The organism is Metamycoplasma faucium (assembly GCF_045160055.1).
Lineage (GTDB): Bacteria > Bacillota_I > Bacilli_A > Mycoplasmatales > Metamycoplasmataceae > Metamycoplasma > Metamycoplasma faucium.
In genome coordinates this window covers 571,744-598,475 of the sequence record NZ_CP088155.1, presented here as the reverse complement: position 1 = coordinate 598,475, position 26,732 = coordinate 571,744, and the positions used below count along the sequence as shown (strand labels likewise).

Annotated in this window: 23 protein-coding genes and 8 tRNA genes; 27 read left to right on the top strand and 4 right to left on the bottom strand. The window is 25.9% G+C overall.

Annotation, left to right across the window (positions count from 1 at the left end):
• Position 1 precedes the first annotated feature (1 nt).
• The 16 genes from LQ356_RS02895 to LQ356_RS02820 all read left to right on the top strand — a co-directional run bounded on the left by LQ356_RS02895 (position 2) and on the right by LQ356_RS02820 (position 10,992).
• The gene (locus LQ356_RS02895; protein ID WP_405311387.1) at positions 2 to 4,435 is read left to right on the top strand and encodes a DNA-directed RNA polymerase subunit beta'; all 4,434 of its coding nucleotides are present in this window, start codon (positions 2 to 4) and stop codon (positions 4,433 to 4,435) included.
• A 92-nt stretch (positions 4,436 to 4,527) separates the two neighbouring features.
• Positions 4,528 to 4,755 (top strand): hypothetical protein, encoded by a 228-nt coding sequence (locus LQ356_RS02890; protein WP_405311386.1) that lies wholly within the window; start codon positions 4,528 to 4,530, stop codon positions 4,753 to 4,755.
• Positions 4,756 to 4,825: 70 nt separating this feature from the next.
• Positions 4,826 to 5,620, top strand: coding sequence for a tRNA1(Val) (adenine(37)-N6)-methyltransferase (locus LQ356_RS02885; RefSeq protein WP_405311384.1), 795 nt, complete (start codon positions 4,826 to 4,828; stop codon positions 5,618 to 5,620).
• On the top strand, positions 5,607 to 7,154 hold the full coding sequence (gene metG, locus LQ356_RS02880) for a methionine--tRNA ligase (RefSeq protein WP_405311383.1): 1,548 nt from the start codon (positions 5,607 to 5,609) through the stop codon (positions 7,152 to 7,154). Before LQ356_RS02885 ends, metG begins: the two co-directional genes overlap by 14 nt.
• Positions 7,155 to 7,162: 8 nt before the next feature.
• Positions 7,163 to 7,594, top strand: a complete 432-nt coding sequence (locus LQ356_RS02875) for a hypothetical protein (protein ID WP_405311382.1) — start codon at positions 7,163 to 7,165, stop codon at positions 7,592 to 7,594.
• Positions 7,584 to 8,024 carry a hypothetical protein gene (locus LQ356_RS02870; RefSeq protein WP_405311381.1) on the top strand — a complete coding sequence of 147 codons (441 nt, stop codon included), beginning with the start codon at positions 7,584 to 7,586 and terminating at the stop codon, positions 8,022 to 8,024. Before LQ356_RS02875 ends, LQ356_RS02870 begins: the two co-directional genes overlap by 11 nt.
• 60 nt (positions 8,025 to 8,084) lie before the next feature.
• The gene (obgE, locus tag LQ356_RS02865; protein WP_405311379.1) at positions 8,085 to 9,359 is read left to right on the top strand and encodes a GTPase ObgE; all 1,275 of its coding nucleotides are present in this window, start codon (positions 8,085 to 8,087) and stop codon (positions 9,357 to 9,359) included.
• Positions 9,360 to 9,450: 91 nt separating this feature from the next.
• Positions 9,451 to 9,527: transfer RNA gene (locus LQ356_RS02860), tRNA-Pro, on the top strand.
• A gap of 5 nt (positions 9,528 to 9,532) precedes the next feature.
• Positions 9,533 to 9,609 (top strand) — tRNA-Ala (locus LQ356_RS02855).
• A gap of 3 nt (positions 9,610 to 9,612) precedes the next feature.
• A tRNA-Met gene (locus tag LQ356_RS02850) sits at positions 9,613 to 9,689 on the top strand.
• A gap of 27 nt (positions 9,690 to 9,716) precedes the next feature.
• Positions 9,717 to 9,793, top strand: a tRNA-Ile gene (locus tag LQ356_RS02845).
• Position 9,794: 1 nt separating this feature from the next.
• Positions 9,795 to 9,887: transfer RNA gene (locus LQ356_RS02840), tRNA-Ser, on the top strand.
• A 6-nt stretch (positions 9,888 to 9,893) separates the two neighbouring features.
• A tRNA-Met gene (locus tag LQ356_RS02835) sits at positions 9,894 to 9,969 on the top strand.
• 1 nt (position 9,970) lies between these two features.
• Positions 9,971 to 10,047 (top strand) — tRNA-Asp (locus tag LQ356_RS02830).
• A 1-nt stretch (position 10,048) separates the two neighbouring features.
• A tRNA-Phe gene (locus LQ356_RS02825) sits at positions 10,049 to 10,124 on the top strand.
• A gap of 73 nt (positions 10,125 to 10,197) precedes the next feature.
• Complete coding sequence (locus LQ356_RS02820) at positions 10,198 to 10,992, top strand: PQ-loop domain-containing transporter (protein WP_405311377.1); 795 nt, start codon at positions 10,198 to 10,200, stop codon at positions 10,990 to 10,992.
• On the opposite strand, the gene LQ356_RS02815 is transcribed toward LQ356_RS02820, so the two are convergent.
• Complete coding sequence (locus LQ356_RS02815) at positions 10,981 to 11,322, bottom strand: YigZ family protein (RefSeq protein ID WP_405311376.1); 342 nt, start codon at positions 11,320 to 11,322, stop codon at positions 10,981 to 10,983. The genes LQ356_RS02820 and LQ356_RS02815 overlap by 12 nt on opposite strands.
• Positions 11,323 to 11,357: 35 nt before the next feature.
• Here LQ356_RS02815 and LQ356_RS02810 point away from each other — a divergent pair, with 35 nt between their 5' ends.
• The 6 genes from LQ356_RS02810 (at position 11,358) to fusA (ending at position 17,586) form a co-directional block, all read left to right on the top strand.
• Positions 11,358 to 12,260 (top strand): RluA family pseudouridine synthase, encoded by a 903-nt coding sequence (locus tag LQ356_RS02810; RefSeq protein WP_405311375.1) that lies wholly within the window; start codon positions 11,358 to 11,360, stop codon positions 12,258 to 12,260.
• 52 nt (positions 12,261 to 12,312) lie between these two features.
• The gene (locus tag LQ356_RS02805; RefSeq protein WP_405311373.1) at positions 12,313 to 13,350 is read left to right on the top strand and encodes a hypothetical protein; all 1,038 of its coding nucleotides are present in this window, start codon (positions 12,313 to 12,315) and stop codon (positions 13,348 to 13,350) included.
• Positions 13,351 to 13,353: 3 nt separating this feature from the next.
• On the top strand, positions 13,354 to 14,415 hold the full coding sequence (locus LQ356_RS02800) for an ABC transporter permease (RefSeq protein WP_405311371.1): 1,062 nt from the start codon (positions 13,354 to 13,356) through the stop codon (positions 14,413 to 14,415).
• A 153-nt stretch (positions 14,416 to 14,568) separates the two neighbouring features.
• The gene (rpsL, locus tag LQ356_RS02795; RefSeq protein ID WP_405311369.1) at positions 14,569 to 14,985 is read left to right on the top strand and encodes a 30S ribosomal protein S12; all 417 of its coding nucleotides are present in this window, start codon (positions 14,569 to 14,571) and stop codon (positions 14,983 to 14,985) included.
• 18 nt (positions 14,986 to 15,003) lie between these two features.
• Positions 15,004 to 15,474 carry a 30S ribosomal protein S7 gene (rpsG, locus tag LQ356_RS02790; RefSeq protein ID WP_405311367.1) on the top strand — a complete coding sequence of 157 codons (471 nt, stop codon included), beginning with the start codon at positions 15,004 to 15,006 and terminating at the stop codon, positions 15,472 to 15,474.
• Between the two features lie 18 nt (positions 15,475 to 15,492).
• The gene (gene fusA, locus LQ356_RS02785; protein WP_405311365.1) at positions 15,493 to 17,586 is read left to right on the top strand and encodes an elongation factor G; all 2,094 of its coding nucleotides are present in this window, start codon (positions 15,493 to 15,495) and stop codon (positions 17,584 to 17,586) included.
• An 80-nt stretch (positions 17,587 to 17,666) separates the two neighbouring features.
• Here fusA and LQ356_RS02780 read toward each other — a convergent pair whose 3' ends face one another.
• A complete protein-coding gene (locus tag LQ356_RS02780; protein ID WP_405311363.1) occupies positions 17,667 to 19,367 on the bottom strand; it encodes a S41 family peptidase in 1,701 nt (566 codons plus the stop codon).
• Between the two features lie 103 nt (positions 19,368 to 19,470).
• Between LQ356_RS02780 and LQ356_RS02775 the strand changes: the two genes are divergently transcribed.
• The 5 genes from LQ356_RS02775 (at position 19,471) to LQ356_RS02755 (ending at position 23,236) form a co-directional block, all read left to right on the top strand.
• The gene (locus LQ356_RS02775) at positions 19,471 to 20,145 is read left to right on the top strand and encodes a deoxynucleoside kinase (RefSeq protein WP_405311361.1); all 675 of its coding nucleotides are present in this window, start codon (positions 19,471 to 19,473) and stop codon (positions 20,143 to 20,145) included.
• Positions 20,105 to 20,677, top strand: a complete 573-nt coding sequence (hpt, locus tag LQ356_RS02770; protein WP_405311359.1) for a hypoxanthine phosphoribosyltransferase — start codon at positions 20,105 to 20,107, stop codon at positions 20,675 to 20,677. Before LQ356_RS02775 ends, hpt begins: the two co-directional genes overlap by 41 nt.
• Before the next feature lie 103 nt (positions 20,678 to 20,780).
• Complete coding sequence (locus tag LQ356_RS02765) at positions 20,781 to 20,957, top strand: DUF2188 domain-containing protein (protein WP_405311358.1); 177 nt, start codon at positions 20,781 to 20,783, stop codon at positions 20,955 to 20,957.
• The gene (locus tag LQ356_RS02760; RefSeq protein ID WP_405311357.1) at positions 20,957 to 21,847 is read left to right on the top strand and encodes a tetrahydrofolate dehydrogenase/cyclohydrolase catalytic domain-containing protein; all 891 of its coding nucleotides are present in this window, start codon (positions 20,957 to 20,959) and stop codon (positions 21,845 to 21,847) included. The genes LQ356_RS02765 and LQ356_RS02760 overlap by 1 nt, the downstream gene beginning before the upstream one ends.
• Positions 21,848 to 21,964: 117 nt before the next feature.
• The gene (locus LQ356_RS02755) at positions 21,965 to 23,236 is read left to right on the top strand and encodes an IS3 family transposase (protein WP_405311355.1); all 1,272 of its coding nucleotides are present in this window, start codon (positions 21,965 to 21,967) and stop codon (positions 23,234 to 23,236) included.
• A gap of 44 nt (positions 23,237 to 23,280) precedes the next feature.
• On the opposite strand, the gene LQ356_RS02750 is transcribed toward LQ356_RS02755, so the two are convergent.
• Complete coding sequence (locus LQ356_RS02750; protein ID WP_405311353.1) at positions 23,281 to 24,873, bottom strand: RNA polymerase sigma factor; 1,593 nt, start codon at positions 24,871 to 24,873, stop codon at positions 23,281 to 23,283.
• A 9-nt stretch (positions 24,874 to 24,882) separates the two neighbouring features.
• Entirely contained in the window at positions 24,883 to 26,730 is a 1,848-nt protein-coding gene (gene dnaG / locus LQ356_RS02745; RefSeq protein WP_405311351.1) for a DNA primase, read from the bottom strand.
• Between the last annotated feature and the right edge of the window lie 2 nt (positions 26,731 to 26,732).

Sequence of the window (26,732 nt, the reverse complement as noted above, 5' to 3'; positions counted from 1 at the left end):
AATGAAAAAATCTAGAAAATATGCAACTTTAGATGGCGATAAAATTGCTAAGATTTCATTAGCATTAGCCACTCCTAACGATGTTGAATCATGATCGCATGGTGAAGTTACAAAACCTGAAACAATTAACTATAAAAGTTATAAACCAGAACGTGGTGGGCTTTTTGATGAGGTAATATTTGGACCAATGATTGATTATCGCTGTCCAATTTGTGGCTTTAAATACAAAAAAATTAATGAAGGAACTTTTTGTACTAGAACTGAGTTATGTAAACAAGAAAAAGTTGAAATTTTACCAAAAATTGCACGTCGTAACCATATGGGGCATATTAAACTTAACAGTCCTGTTGTGCATTTTTGATATTTTAAAGTTGATCACTCAATCATTTATAAACTTTTAGGTTTACAAACTGGAAGAAGTACCGAACCTGTTAAAAGAATTGACCTTGAAAATTTAATTTATTATAAAAGTAATATTGTTCTTGAAAGTGGCGGACTAAAATCGTTACCTAAAAATACTATTATTGATATTAACGAAGCTGCTAATATTTATAAAGATGCTTTAGAAGAATTAATTCAAAGATTTGAACCTGACACTGAAGATTATGATGATATTAAAGAAACTTTAGATGATTTAGTTGAAAAAGCAACATCAAAAATAGGTCAAGACTATGGAATTGATTTTTATGAATTAAATGAAGTTATTGAACATTATTCAGACGCTAAAATTGGTACCGGTGCTTTAGCTATTGAATATTTATTAAAAAATATTGACCTTAAAAAAGAAAAAGAAATTGTAACTGAAAAAATTAAGAAAATTAATAAAGAAGAAGAACAAAAATTTACATTATCACAAAAATCTACTCGTGAAAAGTTATACAAACGTTTACAAGTAATTAATGCTTTTATTGAATCAAAACAAGATCCAACAAGCATGTTAATTTACAATTTGCCGGTAATTCCTGCCGATTTAAGACCTTTAATTCAATTAGATGGTGGAAGACATTCAACTTCTGATATTAATGAATTATATCGTCGTGTAATTATTAGAAATAACCGTTTGAAACAATGACAAGAAAAAGATGCACCTACTTTAGTTGTTCAAAATGAACTTCGGATGATTCAAGAAGCTGTTGATGCTTTAATTGATAACCAAAGAAGATCACCAAACCCTGTTCTTTCTAAAGACAATCGTCCTTTTAAATCAATTTCAGACGCTTTAACAGGTAAAAAAGGTCGTTTTCGTCAAAACTTATTAGGAAAACGTGTTGACTATTCTGGTCGTTCAGTTATAGTTGTTGGTCCTGATCTTAAAATGCATCAATGTGGTATTCCACGTGAAATGGCTGCAAAACTATTTGAACCATGAATTATTAAAACATTAATTGACAATGAAGAAGCAACAACAATTAAACAAGCTAAAAAAATGATTGAAGATCAAAATCCAAAAATTTGACCTTATGTTGCTAAATCAATTGAAGGAAGGCTTGTTTTATTAAACCGTGCACCTACACTTCACCGTTTATCAATTCAAGCTTTTGAACCTGTTTTAGTGCGTGGAAAAGCAATTAAACTTCATCCATTAGTATGTACGCCATTCAATGCTGACTTTGATGGTGACCAAATGGCTGTTCACGTTTTAGTTTCAGATCAAGCCTTATTAGAAGCTAGAGAACTAATGCTTGCTAATAAAAATATATTAGGTCCTAAAGATGGTGAACCTATTATTAACCCATCACAAGATATGGTATTAGGTATTTATTATCTAACAACGGAAGAAAAAGACGCATTAGGCGAAGGAAAAGTTTTTGATTCTTTTGAGCACATGATGCGTTCTTATGAAGCTAAAAAAGTTTCACTTCATGCAAGAGTTGCATTGCCTCTTGAAAAGGTTAAAACATTTGATAGTAACTCAATCAATTCAAAAATAATTGGTCGTCCATATATCATTTCAACTGTTGGTAAATTTATATTTAATAATATTTTTCCAATGAGTTTTCCATTCATTTATTCAAATGAAGTTGGTAAATATTCTTCAATTGAAGAATATGGTAAATCAATATTTAAATATATTGTTAATCCAGGAACAGATATTAAAACATATATTAAAGAAAAATTACCAATTTTATCTGGATTTAACAAAAAGAATATTGCTAAAACAATTAGATATATTTTTGATAAATATGTTGCAACAACAACAATTGAAAAAATTGCAAATGTTGTTGATAAAATTAATGATTCTTTATTAAACAATGATATTTCATCAGAAACAATTTTAAGTGATTGTTTTGAATTAACAACATACGAAAGCAAAAAAATATCAACAGAACATGCTAAATTAATTTACTTTTATATAAAAGAAGAAGCAGAAAAGATTAAAAATAGTCAAGAAAAAAGCAATGAAATCATTAATTTTGAATATAGCGCTTCTGAAAAAGCACAAATATTAGATCGTGTTTGATTTAAATATACAAACATGGTTGCATCAATTCTTGATCAAATTAAAGAATTAGGTTTTAAATATTCAACTATTTCTGGAATATCAATTTCTTTTGCTGATATTTTAGAAACTAATAAAAAGAATCAATATATTTCTGAAGGGGATGAATATATTTCTAAATTAAGAAATTATTATAATCAAGGAATGATTACTGATGATGAAAGATATTCATTATCAATTAAAAAATGGACTGAAGTAAAAGACAAGATTCAACATGAATTAGAAGAAATTATTAAAGCTAATCCATCAAACCCTGTTATTACAATGATAAATTCTGGTGCTCGTGGAAATATATCCAATTATGTTCAATTAGCTGGTATGCGTGGTCTTATGGCTAATAATACCAAAACCACTAAAGCTGATGCTAAAAATGATAGAGTTGTTAGATCAACTGTTGAAGTTCCTGTTAAATCATCATTTATTGAAGGACTTACTGCTTTTGAATTCTATTCTTCAACACATGGTGCTCGTAAAGGTCTAACAGATACTGCTCTTAATACTGCAAAATCAGGATATTTAACCCGTAGACTTGTTGATGTTGCTCAAAACATTGTTGTTCGTGAAGAAAACTGTGGTTCCGACTATGGCTATGTTGCTCGCGAAATAGTTGATTCAAAAACAAATCAAGTTATTGTTTCCTTAAAAGACAGAATTATTGGACGTTATACTAATAAGCCTATTTATAAAAAACAATTAAATAAAATGGGGATTTTAGAGTTAATTGCTGATAGAAATACTTTAATTAATGAAAAAATTGCTAATGCTATAATCGCTGAAGGATATACTGAAGTTGAAATTAGATCAATTCTTGGTTGCAACACTAGAAATGGTGTATGTAAGATGTGCTTTGGTAAAGATTTAGCAACTAATAGAATTGTAAATATTGGTGAAGCGGTTGGAATTATTGCTGCTCAATCTATCGGTGAACCCGGTACACAACTTACAATGCGTACTTTCCATACTGGAGGGGTTGCTGGTGTTGAAGATATAACAGGCGGTTTTGCTCGTTTAATTGAATTAATTGATGCCCATGAACAACCATGAGGTAGACCTGCTGTAATTTCACCTTATGAAGGTAAAGTTATAAAAATCGAAGAAGATCCTGAAAATAATAATCATTTTATGATTTATATTGAAAATAAAACCTCAGATGGATATATTCAAAGTGAAAAAGTATTTGTAAACTCAAATAAAAAATTAAGAGTTAATGTTGGTGATTATGTAAGAATCGGTCAAAAACTTTCAGAAGGTCCAATTATTATTAAAGAATTATTAGAATTAACTGATACCATTACTACTCAAAATTATTTATTAAAAGAAATACAAAAAATATATCGTACACAAGGTATTTCAATTAGTGATAAATATATTGAAATTATCATTCGTCAAATGATGTCAAAAATTATTATTACTATTCCTGGTGATTCTAAGTTTTTTGCAGGAGCTATTGTTGATATATTTGACTATCAAGAAGAAAATTCAAACCTTCTTTCAAAGGGAATGATCCCTGCTTATGGTGAAATTGTTATTAAAGGTGCAAAACAAGTACCACTTCTATCTAATTCATTTTTATCAGCTGCATCTTATCAAGAAACTTCAAAAATTTTAGTTCATTCAGCAATTTCATCACGTAATGATGATTTATTAGGACTAAAAGAAAATATTATTATTGGTAAAAAAATTCCTGCCGGAACTGCTTTATATCCATTTGAAGCAAATTCTAAGTATGATATCAAACCTTCAATACAATACTTTGATGCAAATTATGATAATGAAAACATTGATTCAAATTTACCTGCTGCACAAATTTCTGATGAAGAATTTGCAGAAAATCTAAAATCAGTTATTGGTGAAGAATATAATGTCAATGAAAATAATGATGTTATTGAAACTGATGATACAAATGATGCATCTGAATTTGATGATAATAATTAATCTAAATAAGACTAACGAAGTAATCATGCTTCGTTTTTTTTTTTTTTGAAAAGGAGTTTATAATTTTATCAATCATTTGAAAGGAAAGTATTATGCCAAAAGTAAAAATATATGCATTATTAATGTTAATTCCTATAGTATCTATTGTATTTTGAATATTAACATTAATTGAAGCATTTAAATATAAAGAAACAAAAACAGGTGGAATTTTATTAATTTTTCTATTAATTCCTATTGTTGCACTTATAGGATGAATATTAATATTAGTTGCTAATGTTCCTAGCGAAACTAAACCTGTTCATACAAATGCGCAAGCTTAATTTAACAATTTATCGAGAAATCCCTACTATGGGATTTTTTATTTAAAACTTTTAGTTTATAATTGTTTTTATGAAAAAAATTATTAAAAATAATTTAGGATACAGTGGGAATTTATTTGTTTATCAAGACAAAGAAATGTTTAATTATTCAGTTGACACTATTTTATTAGGTAATTTTTTTTCAATAAATAGAAATATTTCAAATATTTTAGAAGTTGGAACAAATAATGCCGCTTTATCTATTTTTATTGCTTCACGTTCTAAAAACATTAACATTGATGCAATTGAAATACAAAAAGAAGCATGTATTATTGCTCAAAAAAATGTTAAATTAAATAATTTAGATAATCAAATTAAAATAATACATGCTGATTATAATGAATATGTTAAAGAATATGCTTACAAATGCGGGAATAAGAAAGCAAAAAAATATTCATCCATTGTTGCAAATCCTCCATATTATAATGAAAATTATAACAATCCTAGAATAAATACTTCTCAATCTAAAAAAATTGCGACTCATGAAATATGCTTAACATTAGAACAACTAATTTCAAACTCAGCAAAAATAATTGAGCAAAAAGGCTATTTAACTATTGTTTTACCAATTGCAAGATATATTGATTTAATTAGTTTATTGCGTAAATATAAATTTGAACCAAAAAGAATAAAATTAGTATACCCCCGAATTAATGATGAACCTAAATTTTGTTTAGTTGAATCTAGATTCAATTCAGGCTGAGGAACACATTTTGAAAAAAATTTGTATTTGCATTATGATGATATTAACAATCATGAATATAGAGATGAAATTAAAAAATTATATTCACCAATAAAGGTTAAGGAAAAAAATGAAAACAAATAAAACATTTTATATAAGTACACCAATTTATTATCCAAGTGGAAATTTACACATTGGACATGTTTTAACCACAACTTTAGCTTGAGTTTATAGAAACTATAAAAAACAACAAGGATATGAAACATTTTTTGTTACCGGCATTGATGAGCATGGTCAAAAAATTCAAAAAAAAGCTGAAGAATTAAACATTTTACCTCAAAAATATGTTAATGCACAAAAAGAAAAATTTGAAAATTTATGAAACTTACTACATATTGATTATGATTATTTTTCTCGAACAACAAATTTAAAGCATGAAGTAATCATTCAAAAAATATTTCAAAAAATGCTTGAAAAAAAAATAATATACAAAGGAAATTATGAAGGTTTATATTCAATAAATGATGAAGAATTTCTAACTAAATCTCAAGCAATAAAAAAAGATAATAATTATTATCATCCGACATCTGGTCACTTATTACAAGAAATAAAAGAAGAAAGTTATTTCTTTAATATGTCAAGTTTTACTGATTGGATTTTAAAATATTTCAAAGAAAATCCAAATTTTTTATCAAACAAAGCAATCGAAAAAGAATTAATTAATAATTTTCTAAACAAGGGATTAGAAGATTTATCAATTACTCGTGTTTCTTTTGATTGAGGAATCAAACTAGATAAAATTGGAATTTCAAAACATGTTATTTATGTTTGACTTGATGCTTTATTTAATTATTTAACTGCTTTAAATTATTTAGAACCTAACAATGATAATTTTGTAAAATTTTGAGAACAAGGTGATGAAAGAGTGCACATTTTAGGTAAAGAAATTTCAAGATTTCATGCTATTTATTGACCTATATTTTTAAAATCATTAGATTTAAAAATGCCAACGAAAGAAATAATTCATTCATGAATTATTACTCCTGAAGGAAAAATGTCTAAATCTAAGGGAAATGTTATTGATCCAATTCCTTTAATTAAAAAATATGGTTTTGAAGAAATAAAATATTTCTTCGCTTCGCAAATTAATCTGGATTCTGATTATGCATACTCAGAAGAACAAATGGTTAATGTTTTAAATGCAGACTTAGCAAATAATGTTGGTAATTTAATTAATCGTACTATTAAAATGGTTAATAATTCTTTTTCAAATGGTACTATTTACGATAAAGAAAATCTTGAAGATATAGATAAAAATATTTATGATGAGCTAAATAAAACCTATGAAATTTATAAAGATGAAATGAATAAATTTTACATTGATAAGGCAATGAAACAAGTATTATTTTTTAGTTCTAAACTAAATGAATATATTGACATTACAAAACCTTGGACTTTGAAAGATAATTTAATGCGCTTGAATGTTATTTTAAACACATTATTAAACGGAATTTATTTAATATTGTTATGTTTAAATATAATTATGCCAATAAAAACTAATAATATATTTAATAATATTAGTTTAGATTTGAATAGAGATAAACTCTTTGATTTTGCTAAATTTAATAGTAAAATTTTGGATATAAAAACAATTTTCTTTGAAAGAATTAAAAATTAGGAGGACATATGAAAGAAAAAGCAAATTTATTAAGAAAATCATTTATTAGTACATTAACAGCTTTTGTTATCAATACTTTTTTAATATTTGTATTGCTTTTTTGAGGGTTAATGAATTATACCATTCATCATTTGAATACAAATATTGGATTTCATACTAATTTAGCATTTAAATGATTTATCTTATTTGCATTAGTAGCAATGTTTACACTAAAAATAATAGTAGTTATTTTTAACCTTAATTTATTTATAAAAAATTGAAAAGACGAAAAAAATTTCGTTCTATATTTATTGATTTTATTAGGTAGTTTTGCAATTATTGTAATTTCTTTAGTGTGTATAATCATTGTTATTAAAGATGAAAATATAAATATCAAAAAAGAAAAAAACAAAACAAATGATAAAATTATTGTAAACAATAAGGAGAATGATGGAAAATAATAATCAAATAAATACTTTAAATGTATATGATAATAACCAAAAAATATATAAAAATGCAAAAAGATCTTTTTTTGTAATGTTAGGGCAAATAATAGCAATATCTTCATTTATTTTTATCTTTTTAGTTTCTTTTTTGGCTATAGTATATACGGCGATAAGAGGTTCTTATAATTCAGATATTTATGCATTATTAGTGTCAGGTTGGTTCATACTATTATATGTAGTTTTTTTGTTAACTTTTTTAACCTTAGGAATATTAACAATAGTATTTAATATATTATTATATATTAGTGGTAATAACGATCAAGAAAATAGTACATTATTTTTATTAGTATTAATTGGAACGTTTGTTTTACAATTAATGGCTTTTGTTTGTGCAATTATTTTAATGAATAAATATAAAAAAATGGTAGCATCTCAAACTAAATAACAATTAAAAAATTCCTTACTTAAAAGTTTGGAATTTTTAATTATTGGTAAAATTATAATTATGAAATTTATTGATCAAGCAAAAATTAGTATTCTTGCCGGAAACGGTGGTAATGGAATAATTAGTTTTCGAAGAGAAGCAAATGTTGACCGTGGTGGACCTGATGGAGGCGATGGAGGAAACGGTGGTAATATTTATTTCCAAGGGGATAATGGAATGAATACATTATTACCATTTCATTATCAAACAAAATATAAAGCTCAAAACGGTGAGAACGGTAAAACTAAAAACGCTTATGGTGCAAATGGAAATGATTTAATAATAAAAGTTCCAATAGGAACTATGATAATAAATGAAGTTAATAATGATTTATTAGCTGATATTATTGATGAAAAATTATATTTAGTTGCTAAAGGTGGTATTGGCGGTAAAGGTAATACTAAATTTAAATCAAGTCGAAATACTGCACCTAGAATTTGTGAAAATGGAACAAAAGGTCAACAATATGATCTTATTTTGAATTTAAAAGTTTTGGCAGACATAGGCTTTATTGGTAAACCTTGCGCTGGTAAAAGTTCATTATTATCAAAAATATCAAATGCAAAACCTAAAATTGCTGATTATGATTTTACCACACTTGTGCCTCAACTTGGACTTGTTAACTATAAAGATTATTCATATGTAGTTGCAGATTTACCAGGTTTAATTGAATTTGCTTCAAAAGGCAAAGGCCTTGGAATTCAATTTTTAAAACATATCGAAAGATGCAAAGTGATTGCTCATATTATTGATTTTGGAAATGAAAATAAAGATCCAATTACAGATTATTTAATCATAAATAAAGAATTGAAATCTTATAATTTGTTTCTTGAAAAATTACCACAAATTGTTATTGCAAATAAAAGTGATCTTGAATATTTTTATAAAAATTTAAAATTATTTAAAGCTAAATTTCCTAACATTGATGTTATTGAATGTTCTGCATTATTAGAGAAAAATATCGAAAATGTTAAAAAAGAATTATATAAATTAATCAAAAATTCAAATTCTCTTTTAGAAACTTATTTAGAAAAAGAAAAAGAAGAAATAACAATTTCTTTAGCTAAAGATGAAATTATTATTAATAAAATTAGTAATAATAAATTTGAAATATCAAGTTCAAAAGTTTATGATATATACAATAAAATTCCTTTAATTTCAATTGATAATTTATGAAGATTTAATGCCAAATTAAAAGATTTAGGTGTTTATGATTCTTTGAAAAAGAAGGGAATAAAAAATGGTGATATAGTTAAAATTTTAGACTATGAGTTTAGTTGAAATGATGAATTTTAACTTTACTAAAAACTTAAAATCCTAATATTGTTTTTTTATCTATATTAATTTTTTTTATATATAATTATAAAGCGTTAAGCATGTTGAAAGTGGAGAAGTAGCTCAGTTTGGCAGAGCGCTTGGTTTGGGACCAAGTGGTCGCAGGTTCAAATCCTGTCTTCTTCACCATTTATGGGGGGGTAGCTCACCTGGCTAGAGCGCCTGCCTTGCACGCAGGAGGTAGAGGGTTCGAGTCCCTTCCTCTCCACCATTTGGCACTGTAGCTCAGTTGGTTAGAGCATCCGGTTCATACCCGGAAGGTCAAGAGTTCGACTCTCTTCGGTGCTACCATATGTACAACTCAACAGAGTTTGATAAGGACCCATAGCTCAGTTGGTTAGAGCAACCGGCTCATAACCGGTCGGTCACAGGTTCGAGTCCTGTTGGGTCCACCATGGGCAATTACCCAAGCCTGGCTGAAGGGAGCAGTCTTGAAAACTGCCAGGGGCTTCACGGCCCGCGGGGGTTCGAATCCCTCATTGCCCGCCATTATATAGCGGAGTAGAGCAGTTGGTAGCTCGTTGGGCTCATAACCCAAAGGTCATTGGTTCAAATCCAATCTCCGCAACCACGGTCCAGTGGTAAAGTGGTTTAATACGCTTCCCTGTCACGGAAGAGATCGCGGGTTCAATTCCCGTCTGGACCGCCATGGCTCTGTAGCTCAGTCGGTAGAGCAACGGACTGAAGCTCCGTGTGTCGCTGGTTCGATTCCTGCCGGAGCCACCATTTCATAAATGACTAAACACCCAATGGGTGTTTTTATTTATTTTTTTCAAAATGTTTTATAATTTTCAAGATTATGAATATAGCAATTGAAATTTTTGGAATTTTAGGTGCATTAGCGACTATCGGCCTTGGAATTCCGCAATTAATTCAACAATTAAAAACAAAAAAAACCGGAAAGGTTAACTTTGCATCATTTTGAATTTTTTATGTAGGTATTTTGTTATGAGTTGCATATGGTGTCTTTGCAGGCCCTAGATACTGACAAGTGTTTATTGCTAACTTTGTATGCATTGCCATTTATTCAGCAACAATGTTTTATCTATATTATTATCGCGAAGACAAGAATAAAAAATTAATGTTACAAGTTATTTTAGGTATAGTATTTGTCTTATTATTAACTTTATTATTAGCAATTATATTTACTATTAATATTGTTGATTGATTTAAATCAGGACGTCCTGAAAAAGGACACAACTATCCAATTCCGATTTTAAATGAGTCATACAGAAGTGTTATTGCAGCTATTGCACCTTCTTTAACGACTCTAGCATTTTTACCACAATTAATCATAAGCTTAAAGAAAAAAGATTTCAAAGGGTTGACTCCTTGAATGCCATTTTTATTTATGATTAATAATGGATTATGAATAATTTATTTTATTTTAATTCCAGTTCACAAAACAGCATTAATTGGTGCACAACAAGCATGACTTGAAGTTATGCCAGCCCTAATATGACAAATTGTTTCACTAACAATTTATGCAATTCAATTTGGAATGATTTATTCATATTATAAGAAAATGGGTAAACATGTTGAAAAAAATAAATCCGAACCTCTCGAAATAGATTCAACTATTTTAGAAAAGTAATAAAGCCGCTTTTAAATATGTTCTTAACAAAGTTGGCTTGCCTAACTTTGTTCCACCGAAAAATCTAATCACTATAATACATTTATTGATTAGATTTTTATTTTGCATTAATTTGAATAATGGTATGCCAGCAACACCATGTGGTTCATTGTCATCTGAATATCCTGAAAAATGATAATCATTGTTGTTTATCATATAAGCATAAACAATATGACTTGCTTTTTTGTTTTCGGATTTAATTTTAGTTAGCAAAACATTAAATTCATCTTTTGAATGTATATCAAAAATTAAACTTATAAATTTAGATTTTTTAACAATGATTTCAGCCATACTCTAAAATTATATATTTATGTTAAAATATTGCTATGTTTAAAATTAAAGTCTTATATAGCGATAGAATTGATAAATATATAGCAAATAATATTCCTGAAATAAGTCGAAATGATATCCAAAAACTTATTTCAGAAGGTGCAATTTTTGTTAATGATATAAAAATAAACAAAAATAAATATCTACTTAAAATAGATGATGAAATTACCATAATTAAATTAATAGATAAGCAAACTAATTTAATTGAACAAAATATTAAAATTGATATAGTTTATGAAAATGAAAATTATTTGATAATCAATAAACCTTCAGGGATGGTAGTTCATCCTGCGCCAGGGCATAGAGAAAATACACTAGCAAATGCTTTAATTTATCATTTTAAAAATAATTTAAGCAATGTAAATGGTTTACTTCGTATGGGGATAGTCCATCGAATTGATAAAGACACAAGTGGACTTTTATTAATTGCTAAAAATAATGAAACACATAATTATTTTGCATCTTTATTAAAAAATCATGAAATCAAGAGAACATATTATGCAATATGTGATGGCGAAATTGAAAATAAAATAATTAACTTAGATTTACCAATTGGACGCGATCCTAAAAATCGACAAAGATTTGCAGTTTCTTTTCTTAATTCTAAAAACGCTTATACAACAGTTGAACCACTCAAATATTTAATGATTAATAATCAAGAAAAAACATTAGTAAAATGTATCTTAAAAACAGGACGAACTCATCAAATAAGAGTTCACCTTGCATATATTAAACATCCAATTTATGGCGATCCTATTTATAATAAAAAGATTGATGATTTTAATCAAAGATTATGTGCTAAAGAATTAGATTTTATTGATAAAGACGGAAAAAATATGCATTTTGAAATTGATTATCCCAATGTTATGCTTAATGAAATTAATAATGAAAGCAAATAATAAAAAAAATAATATTTTAAAATATAATTTTTAAATTATATAAAGGAGAAATATGAATCCAGAATTTAATGAATACAAACCACAATATGGTAATGTTCAAGAAATGTTTAAAGCAAAAAATAAAAATGCTACGCCTTGATTTATATCATTGTTAGTAATTTTTGTTGTTATGATTTTTGTTCAATTGGCAGGAATTATTCATGGTTTTGTTCTTAGAGAATCATATATTGAAAACATTAATAACTTATTAGAAAAAAAAGATGCTTTACTTGCTGATAAAGCATATCGTTCATTACTAATCACTTCATCATTTTATTTAGTGGTTTTATTAGTTGTTACATTTTGATATATTGCAAGTTTTGCAAAATGTATTAAAAATAAAGATTACTCATTATTTTCATCAATATTGTTATTTATAATTCCTTTCATATTTTTTGTTATTATTGTTAATTTTATTTTTAATTGAAATCAAATACTTAATTTAAGAAGTTGAAATTTAATTCAAATTACAAGTTTGATTAATTCATTGATTTTTGTTTTCTCATATCCTTTTATTTTTAGACAAATTAAAAAAGTTATTTCAGAATTTTATAAATTAAAAGCTTATTACCGTAATATTCAAAATGGTGGTTTATTTAATCAATTATTTAGTCAATTTGCACAACAAAATGATAATCAATCATTTTCTTCAAACCAAAAAAATAATCAAACAACTGAAAATAATGGAAATAATGTTGTTTTAAACGAACAAACAAATCAAAATTCTAATGCTCAAGATTCAAAAATCAATTATTATAAAAATAATCTTTCAACATTAGAAAAAGAAAATTTAGTAATAATGGCTAAAAAACTAAATATATATAATCCTGAAGAATTTTCAAAAGAACAATTGATTGAAAAAATTGCATTATTATTTTCTGATAATAATACAAACGAAGTTAAAGAAAGTTCTTCAAATAATAACTCTAATGAAACAATAGAAACCAAAGTGTCAAATGATAAAGAATCAATTTTAAAAGATGAAAAAGATATTAAGAATAAGGACAATAAATCTAATTCTGATGATAATAATTTAACTAAAAAAGGATAAAACATGAAATCAGCTTTTACTTTTACAATATTAGTATCAATATTATTATTAGTTTCAATTTATTTAATTATTAAATTTTTAATTAATTTTAAAAATAGTATTAAAAAAACAAAAGAAGTTCTTGGAAAAGAATTATTTATTCCATATGTGCAAGGATTTAATAAAAAAAGTTCTTCTTTTTATAATGTTTTATTAATAAATACTTTGATAATTAGTACGTTGATTGCATCAATAGTATTATTTGTTAGAAAGTTTACTAAAAATAATACATTAGATCAATATAGTTCTTTTTATCTAATTTCAATTATTATTTGTGGAATTTTATTAGTTTTCTTTAACATATCAATATTAGTGATTAAAAAAGTTATGTTTAATGAACCTCAATATAAAACAAAAGATAATAAAATATTAGAAGAATTAAGAAGCTTAAAGGAAAATGTCGGTATATCATTAACTGATCCCTGCCCTGAAAAAATTAATATTGATTCAGAAAAAATGGAAAAAAATAGAGTATTAGCAACTAATACATTATTAAAATTTTCTGCTTTTTATAATAATATGGATAATATTGTTTTAAAAAAACAATATCAAGAATATTTAAGTGAAATTTTTAAAATTAATTTATTTTATTCATCTTTAGATGATATTCAAAAAGGGTCAACATTAGATAACTTAGATTACTATGCTAAAATAGAAAATAATGACAATGATCCTAAAATGAAAATTCAAAATGAGATAAAATGAATGGAATCGATTGATCGTAAAGTCGAAATCATTCGTGAAAGTAATGGAATTGAAAGCAATATCGGAACTAAAGAATATGGAAAAAAATATGATGAATATTTAGAGACTATTCGTTCTCAAGATCCAAATTATGCATTAATTCAAAAGAATACTTGACTTACATATCGTGATTATGAATTTGAGGATTTGTTTTATAATCCTCATGCTAAAGTTTCCTATTCTTTAGATGAAAAAACTGATGAAGTTTTTGAAAAACCATTAGATGAATTTCTCGAAGAATATAAAAAATATTTAATCATTAAATTCTATAAAAATAAATAGTTTTAATTGTTATTAAATAAGGCTAAAATTATTAGCTTTTTTTTATTATTTGTAGTATCAAAAACATTTTTAATTTTTTATGTAAACACCGGCTAAGTTGTTGTATAATTATTAAACATTTTTATAACAATATATTATTTGAAAGGAAAAAATATGCCTACAATTAGTCAACTAATTAATCATGGGCGTAAAGATAAAACTGCAAAGTCTAAAGCGCCTGCTTTAGGAATGATGTTTAATTCTTTACAAAAAAAGGAAAATAAAATTCCAAGTCCATTTAAACGTGGTGTATGTACTCGTGTTGGTACAATGACACCTAAAAAACCTAATTCAGCTATTCGTAAATATGCTCGTGTTAGACTTTCAAATGGACAAGAAGTTACTGCATATATTCCTGGCGAAGGACATAACTTGCAAGAACACTCAGTAGTTTTAATAAGAGGTGGTAAAGTTAAAGATTTACCCGGGGTTAGATATACAATCGTTCGTGGAACACAAGATGCAGCAGGTGTTGAAAAACGTAAACAAGCAAGATCGATTTATGGAACTAAAAAACCAAAAGCTAATTAATTAAGATAAGGAAAAAATATGTCAAGAAAACAAAAAACTCCAGTTAGAGATGTTTTAGTAGATCCAGTTTTTAAATCTAAAATCATTACAAAACTTATTAATACAATTATGCTTGATGGTAAAAAATCAGTTGCTGAATCTATTTTGTATAACTCATTTGAAATTATTAAAACTAAAACCAATAAAGAACCATTAGCAATATTTAATTTAGCAATGGAAAATATATCGCCTCAACTTGAAGTTAGATCAAGAAGAGTTGGTGGTTCTAACTATCAAGTTCCAGTTGAAGTTAGTGCAAGAAGAAAACAAACTTTAGCATTAAGATGATTGATTCAATATGCTCGTTTAAGAAATGAAAAAACTATGGAAGAAAAGTTAGCAAATGAAATAATTGATGCTTCTAATAAAATGGGTGGAGCTGTTAAAAAACGCGAAGATACTCACAAAATGGCTGAATCTAATAAAGCATTTGCTCACTTTAGATGATAATAGGAATTGTTTGATATTATGGCAAGAGAAATTAAACTTGAAGACTATAGAAATATAGGAATAATGGCCCATATTGATGCTGGTAAAACCACAACTACAGAACGTGTATTGTATCATACTGGGAAAATTCACAAAATCGGTGAAACTCATGATGGGGCTAGCCAAATGGACTGAATGGTTCAAGAACAAGAACGTGGAATAACAATTACTTCTGCGGCTACTACTGCATTTTGAAAGGGTAAAAGAATTAATATTATTGATACCCCAGGACACGTTGACTTTACTGTTGAAGTTGAACGTTCATTACGTGTTTTAGATGGAGCTGTAACCGTTTTAGATGCTCAATCTGGAGTTGAACCTCAAACTGAAACTGTTTGACGTCAAGCTACAAATTATTCCGTTCCAAGAATTGTATACGTAAATAAAATGGATAAAGCAGGAGCTAATTTTAAAGCATCTGTTGAATCATTAAGAAAATTATTAGGTGCAAATGCACAAGCTATTCAATTAAATATTGGTGAAGAAGCTCAATTTAAGGGCTCAATTGATTTAGTTGAAATGAAAGCTTATGAATTTGATGGCGGAATTGATGAAAATTATAAAGAAATTCCAATTCCTGAACATTTAAAAGAAGAAGCAACTTTAATGCGTCTTTCATTAGCTGAATCTTTATGTGATTATAGCGATGAAATAACTGAACTTTTATTAGAAGAAAAAGAAGTTCCTGCTTCTTTAATGAAGCAAGCAATTCGTAAAGCAACTTTATCTGCTAAATATTTCCCAGTAGTTTGTGGAACATCATTCAAAAATAAAGGCATTAAATTAATGCTTGATGCAGTTGTTGATTATTTACCATCACCAATTGATATTCCTCCTATGAAAGCATATCAAGGCGAAAAAGAAGTTACAATTCCTGCAAGCGATGATGAATTTTTCTCATCACTTGCGTTTAAAGTTATGAATGATCCATATGTTGGAAATTTAACATATTTTAGAGTATACTCTGGTGTTTTAAATAAAGGTTCGTATATTTATAATTCAACTAAAGGTGAAAAAGAAAGAATTAGTCGTGTTATTTTAATGCATGCTAATAGTAGAACTGAAATTGATGAAGTAAGAACCGGTGATATTGCCGCTGCTGTTGGACTTAAATTTACAACTACAGGTGATACATTAATTGATGAAAAACATAAAGATATTGTCTTAGAAAATATGGTTTTCCCAGAACCTGTTATCTCACAAGCACTTGAGCCTGCATCTAAAGATGCTTCAGAAAAAATGTCATTAGCATTACAAAGATTAGCAGCAGAAGATCCTACTTTTAAATACTACACCGACAAAGAAACTGGTCAAACTATTATAGCTGGTATGGGTGAATTGCACCTTGATGTTATTTGTGATCGTATTAAAAGAGAATTTAATATTCCTGTAAAAGTTGGAGCACCACAAGTTTCATATCGTGAAACAATTACTAAAAGTGCTGAAGTTGAAGGAATGCATAAGAAACAATCTGGTGGTAAAGGTCAATATGGTCATGTTTGAATTAAGTATGAACCAAACCACGATAAAGGATTTGAATTTGTAGATAAAATTGTTGGTGGTAAAATTCCTAAAGAATATATTAAGTCAATCGAAAAAGGATTACGTGAAAAAATGGAAATTGGTATTTTAGCTGGATATCCAATGATTGATATTAAAGCAACATTGTTTGATGGTTCATACCATGAAGTCGATAGTTCAGAACTTGCATATAAAATTGCTGCTTCTAAATCATTAACTAAAGGACGCGAATTATTAGGAACAGTGTTACTTGAACCTATTATGGATGTTGCAGTAGTTACTCCTGAAGATTTCTTTGGAGACGTTATGGGCGATATATCACGTCGTCGTGGACAAGTTTATGATAATGAAACAAGAAATGATGGAGCACATGTTATTAAATCATATGTTCCATTAAGTGAAATGTTTGGCTATGCAACTGAACTTCGTTCAATGACTACTGGTCGTGGAACTTACCAAATGTGATTCCACCACTATGAAAAATTACCACGTAATTTAGCTGATGAAATTATTAAAAAACGTGGTGGTAAAAACGTTGATGATGAAGAATAATTTAAATTCATCAAATAATTAACTAAAAAACTCGTATTTAATTACGAGTTTTTCTTTTTTAACTTAATAAAATTAAGACATTATCTATTAACTAATTTATCGATTTCACTATCGTCATAAAATTTATCATAATCAAATCAAGTATTAGGATCAATACCACCTTCAATAGATTGATAACGATATTGGCTTAATAGATATTTATTTTTAATACGTGATGCATTATTAGAAGACATAACAAAAGAAGTTCCATCTGCTAAAACATTAGGCATAATACTGCATTCTCCGCCACCTGAATGTTGGCCGATTATTTTGGCAATCCCCATTTCTCTAGCTATTGCAGCAAAAGAATTTGCAGCACTAAATGTATTTCTCCCTGTTAAAACATGTCATTTATATTCTGGATATCCATCTGCTAAATTATATTTTCCATCGCCATTAGTATCGACTTTATAAACTGTTTCATAAATCATTTTTTCTAATGTATCATAATCATATGTTTCAATTTGACGGTTAGTTAAAAAGCCTAATGCTCGCATCATTGCTGCAACAGAACCCCCGCCATTTAACGAAAGATCCATAACAATATTTTTGATTGTTTTACCTCTTTTTTTGATTTCTTTCATTACATATTTCATAAATTCATATGTATCATGTTTATAAGCATCAGGACTTGAAATTTCTTCCTTAGTTCCTGTTTTGAATTGATCAAAACTAATTATTGCAGTATTATTTATAAATCTAACTGGTGGAACTTCATTATATCCAAATCTATTTCTTCTTAATTCTAATAATTTTTCTCTAATATTATTATATGATTTTTCGTTTTCACTATCAGTATTTAGAGAATTAACTTTTGTATCACCATCATTGTAGAATGATAGCATTGACATTCAAGTGTGTAAATCATTAAGTTTTTGATAAAATAATTTCGAATAGGCAGAATTATTATCTTTAACATCGGTTGATAAAATTTTTCTTATATCTTCATCTGATAAATATTTCTTAAATTCATCTATTCCTTTTTGTGGTTTTAAACCATAAAAATGGTCTAAAGTTCAAAGTAAATGGTTTAGTGTAGTTTTTCTATCGATTGTATTTTGAGGTTTATTTTCAAAACCTCCTTTTTTGATTAAATCAATACCATTTTGATTATCGTTTAGTCCAAAATATGCACCATATAAATTTTGTCCATTGAAATATAAGTTGTAATAATTTTGACTACAAAATAAAGTGTTAAACACTGGCAAGGGAACTAAAGTTTTATTGTAATAATTTAGAATATCTAAGTTATATTTATCTAAATCAAATTGTGTAGTTGGTTTATGGCCTTTTGCTTTTATTGCATTATATTGTAGATATTTTAAATGACTTGAATAATTAGTTGTTGAACTACGTTTTGTAAAGCTAAAAAAATCAAGACTATTAACAGATATTTTATTCTTTTTCCAGTCAACAGTCATTTTATTTCCGCCTTGGAAATATGTTCTTGAATTACTAAATCAATTTTCATAGTAACTAATCTTATCGGCATTTAAAAAGCCATCTAATGATTTAATCATTTCTGCTATTGAAACATAAGGTACGTTTTCGCCTTTTTTAAAATATAAGTTAACTTCTTTTTGTTTTATATTATATTGATTAGTTAGATTATAAAAATTATATCTTTCTTTAGTAATCTTCATTTTATTATCATTACTATGTCATATACATGACATTGCAAATAATGGTGTTAAAAGCGTTGGGGCAAACAATAATGGAATATATTTATTTTTGTAATTCATAATTTTCCTTTTAATATTTATATGTTAAGTAACTTAATTATATATATTTATACGTTTTTTTATGGTATTATAAGTAATACAAATTTAATTAAATGGAGAAATAATGATTATAGGTATAAGTGGAATGATAGCAGCTGGAAAGAGTTCTCTTTCTGAAAAATTACATAAATATTATAAAACGTCAATGATGCTTCACGAGTTCGAAGAAGATGATGAAGTGTTTAATACTTTTTTAAAATGATTATATGAAAATAAACCTAATTTAACAATTGGTTTTCAATCATATATAGTTGAAAATCATTCATCAAAATTTGCTGAAATATTAACTAAATTTGAAAGCATGAAATTAGATGAAATTAGAGATCACATTTTTCTAGATCGTTTTTCAGTTGAACATTATATATTTGCTAAATTAATATTATCTAAAAAAGAAAGAAAATATTTGAAAGCATATGATGCATTGTTTGCTAAATTAATTACTAAATCTGAACTACCTAATTTTTCAATATTTTTAGATATTTCTTTTGATACATTTAAAAAACGTATCTTTCAAAGAGGAAGAGAGAGCGAAATAAATAATTTTTCTGAAAATTACGAATATTTTAAAAACTTGCATGAAAATTATTTCAAAATTTTTAAAGAAATTGCTAAACGATTTAAATTAAAATATTACATTATTGATACTAATAATAAAACTGAAGAAGAAGTGTTTTTAGAAGCAATTAATATAATTGATAATGAAGTGAGAACAAAAGAAAATGAAGCAACTAATAAATAAATATATTGAAAAAATTATTTTTGATCAAAAAACTTTAGAAAGTAAAATTAAAGAACTTGCTACATGAGTTAATCAAACTTATAAAAATAATAATAATTTAATTGTTATAGGCCTTTTAAAAGGATCATTTCCTTTTATGGCTCAATTAATTAAAGATATAGATATTGATTTTATAATAGATTTTATGACTGTAAGCTCATATAATGGCGACTTAAGAACCTCAGGTTCAGTTAAAGTTATTTTAGACCTTGCTAATGACATTATGAACAAAGATGTTTTAATTGTTGAAGATATTGTTGATACGGGTAAAACAATGCATAAAGTTATTGATTTATTAAAATCAAGAAATCCAAAATCTTTAAAAGTTATCACTTTATTAAATAAACCATCCGGTAGACAAATTGCTTTTGAACCTGATAAATATGGATTTTTAATTGAAAATGAATTTGTTGTCGGTTTTGGTTTTGATTATAAAGAAAAACTTAGACAACTACCTTTTATTGGTATTCTAAAGAAAGAATTTATTAAATAATTAATGAATATTGTTGTTAATGCCATATTTTGCTTAAATTATTTGTTTAAAGGATTTTTTTAATATAATTTTAATAAATATTAATATAAATAAGGAATCTAATATGCCTGTAAGATATATAGTTAATCATGAATATGGATGAGCAGTAAAAAATGCTAATGCAAAACGTGCAATTAAAACTTTTAGAACTCAAGAAGAAGCTATCAAATATGCTAAACAATTAAATGATACTACTGGAATTGTGGTCCAAAGTAGAGATGGAAGTTTTAGGAAAAATTAATGTATAAACTATTGAGTGGAAAAGAATTTTCTAATCAATTAAAATCTGATTTAAACGAATTATTTAAGTCAGATTGTTTTTATAATGTTGATATAACATTAGGAATAATTCAAGTTGGCAATCTTGAAGAATCAAATATATATATTAAACATAAAATTAATGTTGCCAATGAAATTGGTATCAAAACAAAATTAATAAAATTACCTGAGAATGCATCTTATGAAGAAATTAAAAATGCAATATTAAATAATTTAAATTTGGTTACAGGACTAATAATTCAACTACCAATGATAAGTAAAAATATTTCTTCAAAAGAAATTCAAAACTTATTAGACTTAATTTCAATCAATAAAGATATCGATGGACTTTCGTTATATAACATTAATTCCAATTATGAAAGTGAAAATAATTTTTTGCCAGCAACCGCTAAAGGAATTTTATTGTTATTAGATTTTTATAATATTGATTATAAAAATAACGATATATCAATTATCGGACAATCAAATATAGTTGGTAAACCTTTATCAAAATATTTATCAAATTTTAATAATGTTGTCAGAAAATATGATAAATCTACACCAAAAGAAGGTATTGACAATTCAAACGTTGTTATAGTTGCCACAGGATGCATAAATCCAATTTTACCTTCAAATGTTAAAGAAGGTGTTGTACTAGTTGATGTTGGAATACATCGTAATAATAACAACAAAATTTCAGGTGATTTAGATTTTTTAAGTTTTAGTGAAAAAGCATCATATATAACTCCAGTTCCTGGTGGAGTTGGGCCAATGACTGTTATTTCTTTAATTTTAAATTTAATCAAGTCATATATTTTGCAATTTCCTGAACAAAAAGTTTTGTTTAAAGATTTTTTAAGATATATTTTTTAAAACCAATTTTTAATTTTATTTAATAAAAAAACAAAACTTCTTTAAACTTGGACAAAAAAATTAGACTCATAATTGACGTTATGAGTTTTTTATCATTTTTAAGAAAAGAGGGATTTAATGGGTAGACACTTAAAGAAAAATGAATGATTAAAAGTTTTTAATTTATACGAACTATATATTAACTATGACATAACAAAAAAAGAATTTATGTCTAAATACATTCGAATAACAAAGAAAAATATCAATTATTGAAAGAATGCTTTACATTTGATTAAAACCAAATTTAATAATTATAATTTAGGTATGAATATAGAATCACAGACCGGGAAAGCTCCTAAAAAAGGCAAAAACGTTGGTAGAAGAAAAAAGAATAAAAAGGATGATGAATTAAGAGAAAAATTGCAAGATGAAGCATTGAGTAAATTAAGTAAAGAAGATCTTAAAAAATTAATACTAAACGTTTATTATGAAATAATACTTGATAAATATAAAAGTAAAAATTTGGACGAAGTTGTAAAGAAAATTAAAAAGACAATTTCAAATAAATTAACAAACGCTGGAATAATGAATGTATTAGGTATAAAAAAATCCACCTTTTACTATAGATTGAAAAATAAAAGCAATAGCAAAACACAAAAAATTAAATATGAAATGGAAATAGTTAAAGCTTTTAATACAAATAAAGGTAGATTTGGAAGAGAAAGACTATCTATTTTTCTAAAGAAAAATAATAATATTTCAATAAATGCACGCACTTTAGGTAGATATATGCAAAAACTTAGCTTGCATTGTTCAATAAGACAAGCAAAAAGAAAACGTGAAGTAAAGAATACAAATGTAAAATTTTTAAACATCGCTAATCGAGATTATGATGGAAAAAATAATGATATTTATGCTACTGATGTGTCATACATTCCTTCACCAAAAGATGTGAGAGAAAATCATGTTTATCTATCAGTATTAATTCATCACAAGACCAAAAAAATTGTAAGTTGAAATTTATCAAAAAACAATGATGTTTTTCTTGTAATGAAACATATTTCATCAACAAAATTTCCGTCTAATTTTATAATTCATTCAGATCATGGATATCAGTATTCTTCACATGATTATCTAAATTTTATGAAAAAACATAATGGAATTATTTCAATGTCAAGAGTTGGAAATTCTTTGGATAACAGAGAAATTGAATATTTCTTTTCGATATTAAAAACTGAAATTTTTCCTATTTTTCAACAAAAAGTTAAAACATTAACATTTGATGAGTTAAGAGAAAAAATTGACCAATTTATTAATTGATATAATAATGAAAGATTTATTAAGAAATTCAATTTAAAAACCCCTCATGAATTATGAGAGGCATATACAAAACAAATAAATTGAGTCTAATTAATTTGTCCTAGTTTACTTTTAGAGTTTTGTTTTTTGGTCTTTTAATCTAAATCATAAGCATTGTGCAAGAAAAATTGTTTTAATTTCTTACGTTTTTGAGGATGTTTTAATTTTCTAATGATCTTAGTTTCCATTTGACGAATTTTTTCTTTAGTTTTTCCATATTCTTTTGCTAATTCATCTAAAGTATGAGGTTTATAGGAATTACCATTAGGATCCTTTCCGAAACCATATCTTTTTCTAATTAGTTCTTTATCAGCTTCATCTAATGTATCTTCAATCATTTCATTTAAAATTGCTGCTAATTCTTCATTTGAAGCATAATCAGTTGGGCTCATAACTGATTCATCTTTAACAAAGTCAGAAAAACTTGAATTTTCTTCTTTTCCAATATTTTTGTCAAGGCTAATTGGATCAATGTTTATTTTACGAATATATCTAACTTTAGCTGCTGTAAATTCGTTTCCATATTTCTGTGCTATTTCTTCATCACTTGGTGGACGTCCGAATTCTTGTTGTAATTCTCTTTCAATTTTTAGGATTTTATTAATAGTTTCTACCATATGGACCGGTACCCTAATTGTTCTTGCTTGGTCAGCAACTGCACGAGTTATAGCTTGTCTAATTCATCATGTTGCATACGTTGAAAATTTAAAACCTTTATGGTAATCATATTTAGAAACAGCTTTCATTATTCCGGAATTTCCTTCGGAAATTAAGTCAATAAAACTTAAACCACGATTTTTATATCTTTTAGCATTATTAATTACTAAACGAAGGTTTCTTTTAACTAACATATCTCTAGCTCGTTTAAATTTATAATAGTTATTAGCTTTTTGAGCATCTTCCATTTTTACAGCTAATTCTCTTTCTTCTTTGGGTGTTAATAATTTTCCATATTTACCAATTCAACGCATATATCATTTAACGATATCATTTGTTTCAGTCAGTTTGTTAGTTAGTTTATCTGTTTTTAAAGAAAGTTCATTATCATCTAATTTAATTTCAAATGTATCATAGTCTCGCAATAAAGATTCGGCATCAAAATCATCTTCTTCATCAATTCCCATTTTTGATACATATTCATCACTTTCGCTATTTGTTAAATCTTCATCAAGATCATCATCCATTTCTGATGGTTTTTGCAAACTATCATCAAATTCTTCTTCTATGTCAATATCTTCATCATCGGTTTCATTTTCTAATTCTTTAAGTTTTGATTCATCAAATTCTTCCTCATCAACATTTTCTTCTTCGTCATCATCATAAAAATTATCGCTTGATTTATTTTCTTTAGTACCCTTGATTTTTTTAGATTTTTTGATTGTATCAAAAAAATCAGTTTCAGAAATATCATCATCATCTCCAAAATCAACATTGTTACTTAATAATTTTAAATCAAACAATTTATTGAAAATTTCATCAGCATTTTCATCATCAATAAATACTTTCTTTTTATCTAAAAATTTATAAATTTCTTCTTGTGAAAATATTTTATTTTTTTTCTTTGCTGATTCTTGTTTGATTAATTCAATAATTGTATTAAGTGAATCATTTTTTTCTTGTTTTGTAGTTTTAATTTTTTTATTCGAAGGTTTTGTTGATGCTTTTTTTACATTTTCTTTTGTAGTCATTTTTAATCCTTAATTTTTTATTTTTAAAATTTTTTTTGACATATTTGAAGTTTTTTCATTATTTAATTTTGACACTTTGTCATTAAATTGTTCTTTTGTTAATGAAATGTCTATTGATTTTATATATTCTAATATATTTAAATATGTTTCAATTTTAACTTGATTTAAATTTTTATCAGTTAATATTATTTCTTTAATTTCTTCTGGATTTTTACCTTTATGTTTTATTACATAGTTTATTAATTCTTTAATTAATTGATTATCACCATCACAATTAAAATAAGCAAAAGCACTTTTATTTCAATCATCTAGGTATGAAGGTTGAGTTAAAATCGATTTAAGAATTAAACTAATATCTAATCCACGTCCAAAAATTATTTTCTTTTTCTTTTTTTTAAAATTTAAATTTGGAATAATGTTTTCATCGGAAATTTCATCAATATTAAAGTTATTCAAATCATAATTATAATTTTGATAATTATTACTTGTGTTAAAAACAATACTATTATTGTTATTTGATTTTATGTATACTTGAAAATTTTGATCTGAAGGAAAATTTGGTTTTAAATATTCTTTTTCAAGACTTGCAAATAAATTTTCATCAACGTATTTTTCACTAATAATCTTAGATTTAAACATTTGGAACATTAATGAATCAAGATAGTATGCATATTCAAACATTGATTTTAAAATATTTATTTTTTTATCATTACTCAAACTTTTAAAATTATTTTTGTCAAGAAATTCACTAATTAATCATTCAGATAAATCTAGTTTATTATTAACTAGTTTAGTTAGCATTTGTCCATTATCTAAATTAAAAATTTCGTCAGCATCTTTATTCAAATTATTGATAATAAAGGAAACATTTAAATTTAAATTATTTTTAAAATATAAAATGCTCTTTAAATTTTTAAGTGTTGCTTTTTTACCTGCTTCATCATTATCAAAAAAAAGATTTAGCTTTAAATTTTTTAATAAATTTAAATGTTTGATACTTAATGTAGTCCCCATTGTTGCAACTACATTTTTAAAATTAATTTTGTGTAAAGCAATAGCGTCAAATTGCCCTTCAACAATATAAACTTCTCTAGTTTTATTAATAATTTCTTTGCAATTATAATAGTTAAATAATATTTCATTTTTTTTAAAAACGGTTGTTTCATAACTATTTAGATATTTGACATTGTTAGAGTCATTACTATTCATTATTCTTGCCGAAAAGCCAACAACATTTCCATCTTTATCCTTAATTGGAAATGTTAAGCGATCATTAAAAAAATTTGCTTCAGGTATATTTTGACTAATTAGAGATGAAGAATTAATTTCATAATCATTATGTTTGCGATCTTTTAAGTATTGAAAAATACTTATATTTTTAGGAGCATATCCTATTTCAAAATCTTTTATTATTTTTCTATCAACATTTCTTTTGTTTAAAAAGTTTTTCAATTCTAAATTATTTGATGTTAATAGTTGATATTGAAAAAATTTATTTGCATCAGAAAGAACATCAATAATTTTAATTTCTTCTTGATTTTTATGATTATTTTTGTGACTATTTAAATATGCACTAATGTCTATATTAGCTTTTTGAGCTAATAATTTTAAAGCTTCAAGCGAAGATATATTTTTATATAGTTCTAAAAATTTTAAAGCATTTCCACTTTTGTCACATCCAAAGCATTTAAATATTTGTTTATCAGGACTAACTATAAAAGAAGGTGTTTTTTCACCATGAAATGGACAACATGCCTTAAAGTTTTTACCTTGTTTACTTAATGAAACATATTCTGAAATTATATTAATAATATCTGTTTTGCTTAAAACAATATCTCAAATATTTTCTTGACTCATTT